Origin of the sequence: Flavivirga spongiicola, assembly GCF_030540825.1 — a bacterium.
In the GTDB taxonomy this organism is placed as follows: Bacteria; Bacteroidota; Bacteroidia; order Flavobacteriales; family Flavobacteriaceae; genus Flavivirga; species Flavivirga spongiicola.
The window spans coordinates 1,327,713-1,343,740 of sequence record NZ_JAUOEO010000001.1 but is presented as its reverse complement, the minus strand read 5'-3'; the positions used below and the strand labels follow the sequence as shown (position 1 = coordinate 1,343,740).

14 protein-coding genes and 1 tRNA gene are annotated in these 16,028 nt (G+C 31.0%); 14 read left to right on the top strand and 1 reads right to left on the bottom strand.

Annotated elements, in window-relative coordinates; translation table 11 throughout:
• Positions 1–15: 15 nt before the first annotated feature.
• The 4 genes from porL to Q4Q47_RS05050 all read left to right on the top strand — a co-directional run bounded on the left by porL (position 16) and on the right by Q4Q47_RS05050 (position 4,779).
• Positions 16–651: a type IX secretion system motor protein PorL/GldL gene (gene porL, locus Q4Q47_RS05065; RefSeq protein WP_303305564.1), complete on the top strand. Its 636-nt coding sequence runs from the start codon at positions 16–18 to the stop codon at positions 649–651.
• Positions 652–697: 46 nt separating this feature from the next.
• A complete protein-coding gene (gene porM / locus Q4Q47_RS05060; RefSeq protein ID WP_303305563.1) occupies positions 698–2,257 on the top strand; it encodes a type IX secretion system motor protein PorM/GldM in 1,560 nt (519 codons plus the stop codon).
• Positions 2,258–2,536: 279 nt separating this feature from the next.
• Positions 2,537–3,427, top strand: a complete 891-nt coding sequence (porN, locus tag Q4Q47_RS05055; RefSeq protein WP_303305562.1) for a type IX secretion system ring subunit PorN/GldN — start codon at positions 2,537–2,539, stop codon at positions 3,425–3,427.
• A gap of 308 nt (positions 3,428–3,735) precedes the next feature.
• A complete protein-coding gene (locus Q4Q47_RS05050) occupies positions 3,736–4,779 on the top strand; it encodes an NAD(P)/FAD-dependent oxidoreductase (RefSeq protein ID WP_303305561.1) in 1,044 nt (347 codons plus the stop codon).
• A gap of 47 nt (positions 4,780–4,826) precedes the next feature.
• Here Q4Q47_RS05050 and Q4Q47_RS05045 read toward each other — a convergent pair whose 3' ends face one another.
• Positions 4,827–5,210: a DUF983 domain-containing protein gene (locus Q4Q47_RS05045; RefSeq protein WP_303305560.1), complete on the bottom strand. Its 384-nt coding sequence runs from the start codon at positions 5,208–5,210 to the stop codon at positions 4,827–4,829.
• Positions 5,211–5,407: 197 nt separating this feature from the next.
• On the opposite strand from Q4Q47_RS05045, the gene Q4Q47_RS05040 reads away from it, so the two are divergent.
• The 10 genes from Q4Q47_RS05040 (at position 5,408) to Q4Q47_RS04995 (ending at position 16,002) form a co-directional block, all read left to right on the top strand.
• A complete protein-coding gene (locus Q4Q47_RS05040; RefSeq protein ID WP_303305559.1) occupies positions 5,408–7,318 on the top strand; it encodes an ABC-F family ATP-binding cassette domain-containing protein in 1,911 nt (636 codons plus the stop codon).
• Positions 7,319–7,417: 99 nt separating this feature from the next.
• Complete coding sequence (locus Q4Q47_RS05035; protein ID WP_303305558.1) at positions 7,418–8,242, top strand: Two component regulator three Y domain protein; 825 nt, start codon at positions 7,418–7,420, stop codon at positions 8,240–8,242.
• 68 nt (positions 8,243–8,310) lie between these two features.
• Positions 8,311–8,493 (top strand): CPXCG motif-containing cysteine-rich protein, encoded by a 183-nt coding sequence (locus Q4Q47_RS05030; protein WP_303305557.1) that lies wholly within the window; start codon positions 8,311–8,313, stop codon positions 8,491–8,493.
• 120 nt (positions 8,494–8,613) lie between these two features.
• Positions 8,614–8,686, top strand: a tRNA-Met gene (locus Q4Q47_RS05025).
• 163 nt (positions 8,687–8,849) lie between these two features.
• Positions 8,850–10,055 carry a site-specific integrase gene (locus Q4Q47_RS05020; protein ID WP_303305556.1) on the top strand — a complete coding sequence of 402 codons (1,206 nt, stop codon included), beginning with the start codon at positions 8,850–8,852 and terminating at the stop codon, positions 10,053–10,055.
• Positions 10,056–10,190: 135 nt separating this feature from the next.
• Positions 10,191–10,463, top strand: coding sequence for a hypothetical protein (locus tag Q4Q47_RS05015; RefSeq protein ID WP_303305555.1), 273 nt, complete (start codon positions 10,191–10,193; stop codon positions 10,461–10,463).
• The gene (locus Q4Q47_RS05010; RefSeq protein ID WP_303305554.1) at positions 10,456–11,352 is read left to right on the top strand and encodes a hypothetical protein; all 897 of its coding nucleotides are present in this window, start codon (positions 10,456–10,458) and stop codon (positions 11,350–11,352) included. The genes Q4Q47_RS05015 and Q4Q47_RS05010 overlap by 8 nt, the downstream gene beginning before the upstream one ends.
• Entirely contained in the window at positions 11,352–15,041 is a 3,690-nt protein-coding gene (locus Q4Q47_RS05005; protein WP_303305553.1) for an NACHT domain-containing protein, read from the top strand. The genes Q4Q47_RS05010 and Q4Q47_RS05005 overlap by 1 nt, the downstream gene beginning before the upstream one ends.
• Before the next feature lie 353 nt (positions 15,042–15,394).
• Positions 15,395–15,862: a lipocalin family protein gene (locus Q4Q47_RS05000; protein ID WP_303305552.1), complete on the top strand. Its 468-nt coding sequence runs from the start codon at positions 15,395–15,397 to the stop codon at positions 15,860–15,862.
• 2 nt (positions 15,863–15,864) lie between these two features.
• Positions 15,865–16,002 carry a hypothetical protein gene (locus Q4Q47_RS04995; RefSeq protein ID WP_303305551.1) on the top strand — a complete coding sequence of 46 codons (138 nt, stop codon included), beginning with the start codon at positions 15,865–15,867 and terminating at the stop codon, positions 16,000–16,002.
• Positions 16,003–16,028 lie beyond the last annotated feature (26 nt).

The following is a 16,028-nucleotide window of genomic DNA, read 5'->3' as shown; positions in this document are numbered from 1 at the left end:
TAAAAACCGAAAATTATGGCAAAGTCAAAAGCAAGTAAAAAATTCATGAATATGGCTTATGGATTAGGAGCAGCAATTGTAATCGTTGGTGCACTATTCAAAATTATTCACTTTGAAATAGGACCTTTAACAGGTAACGTTATGTTAACTATTGGTCTTGTAACCGAAGCAATTATTTTTGCACTATCTGCATTCGAACCAGTTGATGAAGAATTAGATTGGTCTTTAGTATATCCAGAGTTAGCTGGGGGACAAAATGGGAATAAAGAGAAAGAAAGCCCACAAGGCATGTTAGCTAATAAATTAGATGAGTTATTAAAAGACGCTAAAATAGATGGTGAATTAATGGTGAGTTTAGGAGAAAGCATTAGAAGCTTTGAAGGAGCAGCAAGAAATATGTCTTCTACAGTTGATTCTGTTGAAGCAACTAAGAAGTATGGTGAAGAATTATCATTAGCAGCAGCTCAAATGGAATCATTAAATAGCCTTTATAAAGTACAATTGGAAAGTGTTAATAAACAAGCTTCAATTAATGAAGAGTCTATTGAAAATGCATCTAAATTAAAAGAGCAAATGCAATCATTAGCATCAAATTTATCTTCATTAAATGGTGTATACGGCGGTATGTTGTCTGCTATGAGTAAAGACTAATTAGGGGTTAATCCCATTTTATTAATTAACCAAAACCTAATTAGACATGGCAGCAGGAAATTTATCACCAAGACAGAAAATGATTAATCTGATGTATTTAATATTTATAGCGATGCTCGCTTTAAATATGTCGAAAGAAGTACTTTCTGCATTCGGATTAATGAACGAGAGACTCGTAGAGTCTAATAAATCGGCAAAAGAACGTAACCACAGTTTTGTTGAAAACTTAAAGCTTAAAGCTGAAGAACAACCAGAGAAATACGAGCCTTTAAAAGCAAAAGGAGAGACATTAGATAAATTGGCAACCGATTTTGATAAGTATCTTGAAGAATTAAAAAGTAAAATGACAGCAACGGTTGATGATCCTACTGATTATGAAATCATGGATAAGGGTGATTACCTTGACCAAAATTTCTTTAAAGGGGATAAACTTAAACCAGAAGGAGAAGAGTTTTTAAACCAAATTAACACGTTTAGAGAAGGTGTTGTTGGTTTGCTTAAAGACGAAAAAGGGATGGAAGAGATCGTTAAAGACGTTAAAGATAAGTTTAATACAGACCCTGTTAAAAGAGCAGCAGGAACTGTTGATTGGTTAGATCATAACTATAAAGGATTTCCTTTAGTAGCATCATTAACTAAAATGACACAGCTTCAGGCAGATATTAAAACAACCGAATCTGAGGTGTTGTCTACTATGATGCAGGATACTCAAGCAGTTCAGTTATCTATGACAAATTATACTACGTTATTAGAAACATCTAAATCGGCTTATTTTAACGGTGAGCAATTTGATGGACAACTTGTGTTAGGTCGTAAAGATTCTTCTACTAAACCAAATAAAGTAGAATTAACTTTAGATGGTAGACCACTTAGAGAAGATCAATATGCTATTGAAGATGGAAAAGTAAAACTTAAAATCAGCACTGGCGGCGTAGGTGAGCATAGAATTAAAGGAGATTTAATCTTTTTAGAAGATGGTGTTGAAACCAAAGTTCCTGTTGATCAATCATTTGCAACAGTTTCAAAGCCAAACGCAGCAACAATTTCTGCAGATAAAATGAATGTAGTATATCGTGGTGTTAAAAACCCTATGACTATTTCATTTGCAGGTGTACCTGATAATAAAGTATCGGCAAGCGCGCAAGGTTTATCAAGAGCTGGAGGTAGTAAATATGTAATGGATGCTACCAGAATTAAAGGTAGAGAAGTAACAATTAATGTTACTGGTACGTTACCAGATGGAAAAAAAGTAAGTGACAGAGCTAAATTCAGAATTAAAGATTTACCAAAACCAACGGGAACTGTTAGAGGAGAAGACGGTGCTATAAAAATGCAAAAGAATGCTCTTAAAATATCTACTATTGGAGCGAAGTTTGATGATTTCGATTTTGAATTGCCATTACGAGTTACTGGATTTAAATTTAAAGTTCCAGGACAACCAACAATAACGGTTAGAGGAAACAAGTTAGATAAAAGAGCGCAGGCTGCTTTGCTTAAAGCAAAACGTGGATCTGGAGTTCAAATATTTGATGTTGAAGCGAAGGCCAAAGGTGTTAGCGTGATACTTAAAAAAGTATCTCCTGTTTTTGTTGAGTTAACAAATTAGAATTAACCTTCATGGTTAAAATGGATAAATTAGGATGAGAAATATCCATAACAAAAGTTAGAAAATAAACCCTAAAGTTGTTATGGATATTACTACCTATGTACTGAGAACCTGTCTTGAGCGGAGTCGAAAGACTCAGCATAAACTAAAGTCGAAGTATAACTTTTGAGAAATAATAAATGTAAGCACATGAAACATCCATAACGAAAGTTAGAAAATCAACTTTAAAGTTATTATGGATATTACATGTGACCATTGAGAAACAATAAAAATAAGCACATGAAATTAAAAAGTTTTTTATTAACCGTTACAGCTGTTTTTACAGTGTCGGGTATGTTTGCTCAAGCAAATATATTAAACGCTAAGAGCCCTGAGGAGATTGGAGTAAGAACAGAGGCACAAAAGGAAGTTGACAATGATAAGCCTTTAGAATATGGTTATGTGGATGACAGGGATATTCTGTTTTCTAAAATGGTATGGGAAAAGATTATTCTTGATGAGCGTTCAAATTTTCCGTTATACTATCCAACCGATACGAATAATATTGGTAACGATAGACGGTCGTTATATCATGTACTTATGAAGAACATTGAAAACGGAAGAATAAAAAACATATATGACGACTCTTATTTTACAGCAAAGCGAACTTTAAAAGACATTGAAGCAGCTTTAGTTAAAGTTGATACTACCGAATTAGGTATTGAGCAAATAAATGCAGGAGAAGAGTTGTCTGCTGAGTATATTAATAGAAGAGATATCACTGCAGCAGATATTAAAGAGTATCATATTAAAGGACTTTGGTATTTTGATAAGCGTCAGTCTGAAATGAAATACAGGTTACTAGGTATAGCACCTGTTGCTCCAGATGTGAATTTTATTGATGAACCAGAGCCAGATTTAGTGCCTTTATTTTGGGTATTCTTCCCAGATGCCAGAGAGGTACTGCATGAAGCAAAAGCATTTAATAATGAAAATAGTTCTATTCCTTTTTCCTTCGATCATATTTTAAATGCCAGACGTTTTCACGGCTATATTTTTAAAGAAGAAAATGTTCAAGAGGATAGGTTAATATCTGAATATGTGTCGCAGAATGCTTTAATGCAGTTATTAGAATCCGAAAGGATTAAAGATAAAATCAGAGACTTTGAATTAGATATGTGGACTTATTAAGTCATAGTATTTATTAGAATATAGGAAACGCCCACTTAAAAAAGTGGGCGTTTTTATTTATACAGCATTTTGAAATTTATTATTCTTTACTCAAGATATCCTGTGGGAAGAACCCATTTTCTAATTGGTGACTGGTCGGAAGCAAATTAATTTTTATCAAAAGATTTATTTTTGGTGAGATTTACATCTACTTTTTATGAGGCAATGCTTTAGCATCAGTCGGTTACAGATAAATGCAAAAATTGTAAAAAGAAACTTTTTTAATTTTGCTATGTTTCCGACTAGACACTAATTATCTTCGTAGCGTTATGAAAGTAGATTATATCGTTGTAGGAATTGGGTTGGCAGGCATTAGTTTTTGTGAGCAATTAAAAACACATAATAAAACATTTGTAGTGTTTGATGATGCATCACAACTATCTTCTACTGTGGCAGGAGGCCTATATAACCCGATAGTGTTAAAACGCTTTACATCTGTTTGGAAAAGTAAAGAACAATTAGAAATAGCATTACCTCTCTATGGGCGTTTAGAAAAAGAGCTACAGATAAAATTAGATTATAAAATTCCTGTTTACCGTAAGTTCGCATCGCTTGAAGAACAAAATGATTGGTTTGCTGCTTCAGACAAGCCTATACTTTCAGAATATCTTTCAGAAGCAATCGTTAAAAATAAAAATGGTGCCATTGAAGCAAATTTTGGATTTGGTGAAGTTTTGGGTACTGGGAGAATAGATGTAAAAACAATGATTGAAGCTTATAAAGCAGATTTATTGAAGAAGAACTTATTGTTTGAAGACGCGTTTAACCATGATGCCGTTAAAATTGAAAGTAATACAATCCAATATCAAAATATAACAGCAACCCATATAGTGTTTTCTGAAGGATACGGTATTGTAAAAAACCCTTATTTTAATTATTTGCCACTAGTACCAGCAAAAGGAGAGTTGGTAACTATATACGCACCGGATTTAAAAATAAACTATGTTTTAAAAGCAGGTGTTTTTTTAATTCCGATGGGCAACGATTTATACATTGTAGGGGCCACTTATGAATGGAAAGACTTAAGTAATACTATTACTAAAAAAGCAAAAGAAGATCTCTTAAATAAGCTTACAAAGCTAATTAACTGCTCTTATAAAGTAGTGAATCAGGTTGCAGGAATTCGCCCTACAGTTAAAGATAGGCGCCCGTTAGTTGGACGTCATCAAAAACATAAAAACTTTTTTGTGCTTAATGGGTTAGGAACACGAGGTGTTATGATTGGTCCTTATGTAGCCAAACAGCTTTATAATTTTATTGAAAACAATATGCCTTTAGAAAAAGAAATTGATATTAATCGTTTTTCTTTTTAACCCAGATTAAGCGTGATATAGCTAAAATGACCTGAGTTCGAAGTAAACTATTTTTTAGCAAACGACTTATCGTAGCTCATAAAAAAGTTAATCCAAATATTTCTTGAAAGCCTTAAAATAATAGGCATAAACACAATCAGAGTGGCAATAATTGATATAAATACAATGTGTATGCTTGCATTAAAAACAAAAAATGAAATAACAAAAGCAGCCGTGGCAAATGCAATTCCAACCGGATAACTTACATACATAGAACCATAAAAAAAGGAAGGCTCTATTTTGTATTTAGTTTTACAATTGCTACAGTGTTCATGCATGCTTAAAGCCTGAGAAAGTATATAAGGGTTCTTATTTTTAAACATAGATTCTTCGTGGCACTTTGGGCAAGTACCTGTTAGAATACTATATAATTTTGTTCCTTTTTTAAACATATAATTTAATGTATTTTTGCAAGCGCAATAGAAAAAAGACTTCTTGGTTATAAATCGAGATTTCTATTAAAATGGCCTTTCTCGCGAAATCAAAGATGCACGAATACCATTTAAATAGAGATTAATGAGTAAATCAGAAATCTAGAGCAAAAATAAGTTTTTAATAATAAAAGCGCTAAAATATAAGTTACATTTCTATGATGAACATTCATAATTTATCGATTTCATTTCAAGGTGAATACCTGTTTGAAGATATTACATTTAAACTAGGTAATGGGGATAGAATAGGTCTTATTGGGAAAAATGGAGCAGGTAAATCTACGATGCTCAAAATTTTATCAAAGGAGATGGAACCCGATACAGGACAAATTGCTGCCGATAAAGAACTGAAAATTGGGTTTTTAAAACAAGACATTGATTTTGTTTTAGGGAGAACGGTACTTGAAGAGGCTTACGAAGCTTTTACTGAGATCAAAGTGTTGGAAGCGAAAATGGAAGGGATTAATACCCAATTGGCAGAACGTACGGATTACGAAAGTAAAGACTATAACCAATTGATGATTGATATTAATGAGCTTCAACATCAATATGAAATTTTAGGTGGTTATAACTATCAAGGTGATACTGAGAAAATTCTTCAAGGGTTAGGGTTTAAACGACCAGATTTTAATAAGCTCACCGATACCTTTTCTGGTGGATGGCGGATGCGAATAGAACTGGCTAAATTACTTCTTCAAAATAATGATATCCTTTTATTAGATGAGCCTACTAACCATTTAGATATAGAATCTATTATCTGGTTAGAAGGATTTTTAAAAAACTATCCAGGGGCCGTAGTTATTGTATCGCATGATAAAATGTTTTTAGATAATGTTACTAATAGAACCATTGAGATTTCTTTAGGCAGAATTTATGATTATCCGAAGCCTTATACGAAGTATTTAGTATTACGGGAAGAGTTAAGAACGCAACAACTAGCGTCTCAGAAAAACCAGCAAAAACAGATTGAACAAACAGAAAAGCTTATAGAGAAGTTTCGTGCTAAAGCATCAAAAGCAACCATGGCGCAATCGCTTATTAAAAAGCTTGATAAAATTGATAGGATTGAAGTTGATGCTGATGATAGTAGTGTGATGACACTTAATTTCCCAGTGTCTATAACACCTGGAAAGGTAGTAGTGGAAACCGAAAATGTCTCAAAAAACTATGGAAATAATCAGGTTTTAAAAAATATTGATTTACTTATAGAGCGTGATAGTAAAACAGCATTTGTTGGACAAAATGGACAAGGAAAATCAACTTTAGCTAAGATCATAGTTGGAGATATAAAACATGACGGGCATTTAAAATTGGGGCACAATGTGCAAATAGGATATTTTGCTCAAAATCAAGCAGAATATTTAAATGGTAGTAAGACGGTTTTAGACACGATGATCGATGCTGCTAACGAAACCAATAGGAGTAAAGTACGTGATATTCTAGGATCCTTTTTATTTCGTGGTGATGAGGTTGAAAAATATGTACGTGTACTTTCCGGAGGAGAACGAAATCGTTTAGCATTGGCAAAATTAATGTTGCAACCATTCAATGTTTTAATAATGGATGAGCCTACAAACCACTTAGATATAAAGTCTAAAAATGTGCTGAAGGAGGCTTTAAAACGATTTGAAGGAACTTTAATTTTGGTGTCTCATGACAGGGATTTTCTTCAAGGCTTAACCAATCTGGTGTACGAGTTTAAAGATCATAAAATAAAAGAGTATTTAGGCGATATAGATTATTATTTAGAACAGCGTAAAGTTGAAAGCCTTCGCGATGTTGAGAAGCGAACCGTTGTGAAGGATGTGCCTAAAGAAAAGAATCACCAATCATATGAAGATCAAAAAAAGTTAAAGTCTTTAAATAATAGATTGAGTAATGTTGAGGCACAAATCAATCAGTTAGAGCGTGATATAAAAACTATTGATTTAGAGCTTGAAACTAATTATGAAACAGTGACCTCAAAGGCGAATTTTTTCGATAATTATCAAAAAATGAAAACTGATTTGCAAGGCTTTATGGAGAAATGGGAAGGCATTCAGCTGGAAATTGAGCAGTTTAATGAGTAGTATTTGTTAAAATTTAATGCATTTCGTCGAATAAAATAGTTTTTCGTCGATACATTACTTAATTTCGTTAGTAGATTAATCCCCTAATTTACACGAAACATGAAGACTTTAAAACTTTTAGCAATAAGCTTTTTTGTAACGGCTTATTCATTTGCTAATATTTCTTCTACCGAAAAAGATGCACTAATTGCTTTATATAATGCAACCAAGGGCCCTGAGTGGAATGCTACTTGGGATTTAAATACCACTATCGATACATGGTATGGTATTAAAGTAGAAAATAATAAGGTCGTTGAAATTAACTTACAATTTAATAATCTTCAAGGAGAGTTACCACAAGAAATAGGGAACTTAACTCATGTGAAGAAAATTAATTTAGGCTTTAATAAATTAACAGGAAAGCTACCATTGACTCTAAAAAATTTAAAAGAATTAACATCTTTAGAATTATTTATGAATAATTTTGAAGGAGATATTCCATCAGAATTAGGTGAGTTAAAAAAATTGGAGGCGTTAAAACTTTATAGTAATAAATTTGCTGGCAATATTCCTAATTCACTAATGAGCTTAACTAATTTAAAAGAACTTTTATTAGGAAGTAACTATTTAACAGGTAACATTCCAAAAGAGATATACGCTTTGTCAAAACTACAAAAGTTAAGTCTTATGGATAATAAAATGGATGGTGAGATTCCTGTTGAAATAGCACAATTAGCAAACTTAGAAGAGCTATTATTGTCTACAAACCAATTTACAGGTGATGTACCAATGGAGTTAATGAACTTAACTAAGTTAAATACTATGATGGTGAGTGATAATAATTTAAATGAAGAATATATTAGTGTTTCTGGTAAAAACCCTCCCAGTTTAATGCATTTACAGATGCAAAACTCTACAGCTACTATGGATCTTGAAAAAGAATAATTATATTTTATAAATTTTAACTTAGAAAGCCGACATAATTATGTCGGCTTTTTTAATTTTATATAATTATGTTAGAACAATTTTTTACTTGCCCATATTGTTGGGAAAGGATTTCTGTATTGATTGATAATTCTATCTCTAAACAATCCTATATTGAAGATTGTGAGGTGTGCTGTAATCCCATTCTAGTATCCATTCAATTTTTAAATTCGGAATTAATAGATTTTCAGGCTAGTAGCATTGAACAATAATATTTTCTAATTTTATTCTTGTAGAAACATAAAAAGGATTGTATATTTGCAGTCCGAAATAATTTGGTCGGCATTATGAACCGAAAGTTAAAAGCTAAGTAAATTATTTTAAAATGATATCGCGGGATAGAGCAGTAGGTAGCTCGTCGGGCTCATAACCCGAAGGTCACTGGTTCGAGTCCAGTTCCCGCTACAAAGTAAGAGTAATCAGAAATGGTTACTCTTTTTTTATGCTGTAAACTCAAGGTTTACATAATTACTTCAGAAATATAAATCTGTTAAACCTTTAAAAAAAGGTAAACAATTAGGTGTACCATATTCCTTTCTAGGTGTACCATTTTTAAAAACATAAAACTATGAATATCAATAAAATGACTATACTTTTTCTTTTGCATAAACATAAAGTAAATAAAAAGGGAAAGTGTCCTATTAGATGTAGGATTACCTATTTAAAAAAACGTAAAGAATTCTCATTAGGTCTATTCTTAAATCCAGATTATTGGAGCAGTAAACAACAGAAAGCAAAACCACCAAATCCAGATAATAATTACATCAATACACAATTAAGCCTTATTAGTCAAAAGATTAATGAGGCTTTTTTATTTCTACAAGTTAGCAATGAAACGTTTGATGTAGATGATGTTTATTTGAAGTATAAAGGAGAGAATATAAAGACTCATAAGACGCTTTTAGAGGTGTTTAAATTGCATAATGAACGCATGAATAAGTTAGTGGGTATAGAATACACAAACTCTACTTACAGGAAGTTTATTGAAGCTAAAAAACATACAACTAATTTCATTAAACATCAGTATAATAAAAATGATATTTTACTAGAATCTATTAAAATGAATTTTCTTAGAGATTTTGATTTCTATTTAAAATCTGAGTTTGGGCATAAGCAGATAACTATTAATAAAAGCATACAGAGAGTACGTAAGATTGTAAAGTTGGCATTAGCAGAAGGTTGGTTGGAGAAAGACCCTTTTATATTATATAAACCTAAGCGTTATGAAATTAGGGTTGTATTCTTGACTAAAGAAGAATTGAAAGATTTAGAAGATTATCAATTTGCTCAAAGTAGGCTGTCACAAGTAAGAGATATGTTTGTGTTTTGTTGTTATACAGGGTTGGCTTATGCTGAAATGAGTAATTTATCCCGAGAGCATCTAATAAAAGGATTTGATGGTAATACCTGGATAAAAATGTATAGAAAAAAGACTAATACAACCGTTTCTGTTCCTCTATTGGATAAGGCTAATGAGGTTCTAATGAAGTATTGTCAAAATGATCGTCTATTGCCAGTAATTACAAATCAAAAATTTAATTCTTATTTAAAGGAAATTGCAGTTATTGTAGGGATAAATAAGAGATTAACTCATCATATAGCAAGAAAGACCTTTGCAACTACTGTATTGCTTTACAATGATGTGCCTATGGAAATTGTTTCTGAATTACTTGGACATTCCAAAATGCAAATTACACAACGTCACTATGCTAAGGTTGTTCAAAAGAGTGTAAGTGACTTAACGAAACTTTTAAACAAAAAACTTAACAATTAGTAAAGAGTTTTAATGTGTAGATAAAAAAGGTAATACATTTTTTCCTATCTTTAAATTCTCCCTTATATAATTAATAGTTAAAAGTTCACTCTCCAGAATGAGCTAAATTTTGTTGTAAATTTTAATTATTAAATCATGAGTAAACCGTCCAAAACAAAAGTGTACAATTATGTTAAAGAAAGAATAGGAGATTATGCAAATTTTCCAGCATCAAAAATCAAAGAATCATATGAGCTGACCAAGCATCCATTAAAAATGGATACACCTAAAATCAACTTCATGTCTTTATCCTTAAGAGGTTATGTGAAAAAGCATGATAGTTCAAAAACCGTTTTAGCTAAAGAAGTTAAAAAGGCTAAAACTGTATTAAATTTATGTAAACTAATTAACAAAAAGATTAATGGATAATATTTCTTATCATTCTTCTAGACGAATACTCCTACTCCTTCTTTTCAACTTTATTATTTGTTTAGCTTTTTCTCAAAATAGCAGTAATACCGCTAGTACTAAAAAGAGTTGGTTTAAAGAGAATGTAAGCATTAGAAAAACATTCGATGGTTCAAAGAATGAAAAAAAACCAGCTACGCTTAGTCTATTTGAAAACCACAAAAATAGAAATGACTTCATTAACGTTGATATCGCCGTAAAATTGATTGAATTTGAACCACTCAAGAATAGTGGTTCAATACTCACTTTATTCCCAGTAGTAGAATGGCACAAATCCTCTAATGATGATGCTAAAAAGGATAATTTAAGCATAGGATTAAATGGTGAATATTATTTTGGTAAAGATTGGAATGTAAAACCTTACCTATTATCAAATTTTGTTTTTAAGCGAAATTTAATGGAGTCTGTAAATGAAATTAAGTATGTAGCACAGATGTCTTTTTTTAGCTTATCTAAAAATGCACCTGGATATCCTTGGAGATTTAATAATAAAGATTCAGATTATAGAGGAATGTATTATCCTTATATTGGTTTTGAATATTACGAAGTTCCTAACCTAATAATAGATGGACAACGTGAAGTGTTTTCCACTTATTTCATAAGATTGTTTCTGGAATATTGGTGGTCGCCTAGAACCTTGCAAACTATTTTCAACGGAACATTTAGAAATGTATTTGGTAACGATAATTTAGTTAAGAATGACTTACCAATTTTTGATGTTTCACTAAACTATTATCCAGGTAAACAAGAACATGTAAGTATAGGACTTAATTATAAAAACGGTTATGATCCTGGGGCAAAATTTGTTCAGGTGGATGTAACCTCTCTTAATTTAAATATCAATTTTTGATGAAGGACTTATCAAAAGATATTGTTTCATTATTCTTACTAGTTACTGTTCTTTTATTTTCTAGTTGTTCCAAGAAAGAAAATAAATTCAAAATAGAATCGTCAGGATATCTCACTAAAGAACTTAAACAGTTTGATGAGGTATATTCGAAACAATACGGGCAATTTTGGTTAAGTAGTTTTAATCCAACTGATAAAAAGTTAGAATTATCTTTCGGAAGAGATGATGATTATAAAAAAATCATCTCAATTGATTCAATTGAAGATTTTGATGCTTACGAGTTATTCCCGTTTGAGCGTGGGTATGCTTTTTTATTGCAAGAGGAATTCTATAACATAGAGAGATTAAATACAAAATCAATTACGAGTATTGATAGCATTGGGAATAAGCAATTTTCCATTAAAACTTCATATTTTAATAATCTCTTCAAGCAAAAGTATTCAAATAAGTATGGGTATGGTGTGACGCATGGTTTTAACCAAAACACAAATAATCAAGAAGCCATTTTATTTAGCACTAACAAAGTATTAGATACAATTTCCTTGAAAGGCTATAATTATGTTTCAGATATATTTTTAGGAAAATCTCAATCTATATGGATTTTTGATTCCGAAAATTTCACCTATTTAAGCACTAATGGCTCTCATATTAGAAATACTATCTCTAATAATATTTTAACCCTTGGACAGCATTTTGAATTTCAAATAGTGGGTAATTGCTTAGTATTCACCCATGGATTTGAAAATCAAGGTCTTTATATATTATATCCAAATGGAAAATTTGAAAATTTATTTGCAAATAAAAATATTCAAGTTTTAACTGATAAAAAAAGGGAGTCTTTTTGGGTTTCAGAACAAGCAGATACTATTGTTTCTAACAAAGCTTTTAATGATAAACTGCACTTTTTTTTATTTGAAAATGATACCATTATTAATTCTAAAAGTATAGAATCGGGCCTAAATATTAATAGAATATACAGAGGAAGTAGTCCAAGCGAATTATGGATAGCAACAAATTCTAAATCTGGAATTGTTAAGGGTGGGGATAATCAATATTCCCATAACAAACTTTATTCTTTAGATAATGGAGAAATAGAGTTAATTGATGATACAGTATTGCATAAAAAAGAGGATTTTGAAGCTCTTTTTCCAATTGGACCAACAAAAGCAGTTTCTACATATTCTAATAATGACACTTATATCATCAATAAAAAAGATAAATCAATATTTAAAATTCAGCATGACATTTACCCTAAAGATTCTATTTCGTCCACGGAAGGTGGATATTATTACGATTCTATAGCCTTTGATAAAATCAGCGATTCAGTTTTAAGCCTGAATAATATTAATGGATTCTCTTTTTTTAATTTTAATGGTGATACATTAAATAAAATCAGTTTTGGCATTAATAACACCTTAAAAAACAATTATTTGTATTCTAACTTTATAAATGACGCTGATAAATACGGAGAAGATTCAAATATTAAAAATTACTATATAAATGAAACGATGGATTTTGGAATCATTAATATTCATAACAAAGTCAATAATACTTGGAGTTTATATTCATTGAATCAATTAGACACTGAAATAAATAATATCAATGAAAAAAGTTTTGAATTTAGTATTAACAATTTTGATAGCCTTCCGAATCCAATAGAATTTAAATATGGTATTTATAGAAATGGAGATAAGATCGGTGGAAATTCAGATTCACTTGAGGCATTTAAAATTGGGGACAACCTTTTTAAGGTTAATTATGCCTTTTATAATGATGAGAAAATTGAATCAGACAAAGCCTATGATTTCTATCTAACCTTGAGCACAAAAGAATCTAAAGCTTTTGTGAGTATTAAAGATAAAATGTTTACAAAACCTTTCTTTAAGGCTAACGAAGGAAAAACTATATTGCTTTTACTAGGGTTATTATTATTGTCAATCCTAATAATTAAATTAAATCTTCTACCTAGCATAGTTAAGCGATATTCGCCTTTAATTGTATTTGTAACCTCTGGTTTTTTTACATCTTATGGAGATGGCCTCATTGAAGAGTTTTCTAAACATTTCGATTCTACTACTTTCATTTTAGGGTCAATTACTTTGTTGGTAGCGTCTGTTTTTTCTGGTTTTATCTCACCATATATGTACAGGCAATTACAAAGTGTAACACCTTTTGATTTATTAAACTCATTTTTAAAAACTATTCCAGCATTTAAAAAGCGTTATTTTAAGGAACATATTGAGAGCATTAATTTTGATAAGGAAGTTAATAGTGTAAATGACATAAAGGATGAGTCTTATGTACCTATTCCGGCAAGATTTAGAATTAATGGAAACGCTTCAATTGAGTCTGCTCCTGTAGATAAGCTGCTAGAATTAACAACTAATGCTAAACATAGGGAAGCACCACATATACTAATTAAAGCCCCTGGAGGTCAAGGTAAGTCAGCGTTATTACGGGCTTTTGTCAAAGCATATATAATTAAATACAATAATGATACTGCATTGCCAATTCCAATATATGTAAGTGGCGAACAACTAGAAAATGAGAGTGTGGAATCAATTATTAAGAATGCATTGGGAAGCTTAGTTGTTGAAGATTCATTTAAAAAAGAACTTTCCAGTGGCTCATTTATACTTTTCTTTGATGGGTTGTCTGAAGCAGGAATACCAAAAGGTGTTTTTGAAACCTTTGTAAAAGCAAGTAACGATATTGGGCGAAATACTTGTGTTATAGCCACCATTAGACCAAATAAGAAAATTGAAACTGAATTTAAAACCTCAAAGAATTATATTTTAATCGAGCCCCAAAGATTGAACGATAATAATGTTGAGATTTTTGTAAATAGCTATTTAAATCCAGACAAAAGGCTAAATAGAGAGTTATTGGATATCTGTAAAGATGAGGCTGGTGATTACCTTCCGATTTTGGTAAGACTTGCCGTAAATCTGGTCAATAAGTCCTATAAAAGCAATATTAGTAAGTCTTACAGCATTAATACCCTTTATAAAGATTTTGTAGAGTCTATGACGAAAACGGAGAATGGCGTAATTGATTCAAACTTGATTTCACTAAGTTTTGAAACATATTTTAACAAGGGAAAAAGAAACATTTATATTAACGATTCAAATAAAGAAAAAGTTGAATTTGGAATAAATTCTGGATTACTCGTGTCAGTGGCAAATGAGAGATTTGAAGACGTTAAAACTAGGCAGTATAGATTTCTACATGATACAATTCATACTTTTTTAGTGTCTTTAAGTATTTATGAAAAGTATGAAAATGGAGAGGAAGGATTCAAAAAATTAGAAGCTTTGTTTTACGATTTAGCTACACAAGATTATTATAGAGAAGACTCCTCTAGTTTATTCATTAGAGAAGGATCGGAGATTTATCAAATGAGTGTTCTGGAGTTTGAAGCAAAAGAGGTTAGTGACCTGCCTACTTTTTTCCAGAAGGACCTAAAATTAAAATGGCAAGAATACAAAGATTTTATAAGTGTCAATAGTATTAAGCAAATTGTGCCAGTAAAACTAAAAGATAGGTTCAAGTTTAAGGCAAATTCACCTGAAGATATGCATTTGGAAATATTAGAAGAAATCAAAGATGATTATCTATTGATTAGTGAGTATTTTCATAATTTCTCTGTACTTATTGATAGTTTGGATGGTGAATCGTTTGGTAGATAAGTTGATAGCTTAATATTATAATTGTATAAGCTTAAAAAAGGTTTCCATATTCAATTCCTTCGCTTCACAAATCTTGTATAAAGTTTTCACAGGTATCCTATAACCATCTTTTTGAAGAATCTTTCTAACAGTCTTTTCATCTATGTTATGCTCAATAGCAAAACTCCTATTGGACTTACTTATAGCTATCCATTCACTTGCAATGTAATTACATATTCTTTTGTTGATATCGACCATATACAACAAAGGAATAAGTTGTTATAGAAAATAATGCGGACTAAAGGACGCAATTCTGTCATTTTAATTATATTTGACAAACAATAAGTCTATCTATTAACCTAAAGTAAATAAAAATGAAAGATCAATTTTTAAAACCGATTCTAGCTATCCTTATGGGAACTCTATTATCAACTGGATGCAGCTCTGATAGTCCTTCAGATGATGATAACAATGCTAATTCCAAAATAGAAGGTGTTTGGAAGCCTATACAAGCCGAATTTGTAGATAATAATGGCACAACTATAACAGATAATTATAGTGCCTGTGAACAGACTGGAAGAACTACATTTTCAAACACTAGAAATTTTGCTCAAACGGGATATTACACAGTAACAGACTGTGAATTAGAATGGGATAATACAGGTAATTGGCAGATTGTCAATGATGATATCTTGAGGATTACAATAAATGGTCAATTTGATAACGGAACTATCGGAGATTACCTAATAACTGAGTTAACAGCAACCACACTTAAAATAGACGCAGATACAGATTCTAATTCAACAGAACAGGAAGTATATGTCTTTCAAAAAGTAAATTAGCTATGAATAAGAAGAGAAAAAGACCTGATGATTATAATAGTGCCTTTAAAGGAGAACATGGCCAAAATAATCTAAATGGCTGTATTTATGTAATTATTTTTGTATTAGTTCTATTAGGAATAAACCAAATATTTGAGTAGGTAGGGTAAGTAGTATTGCCAAACTT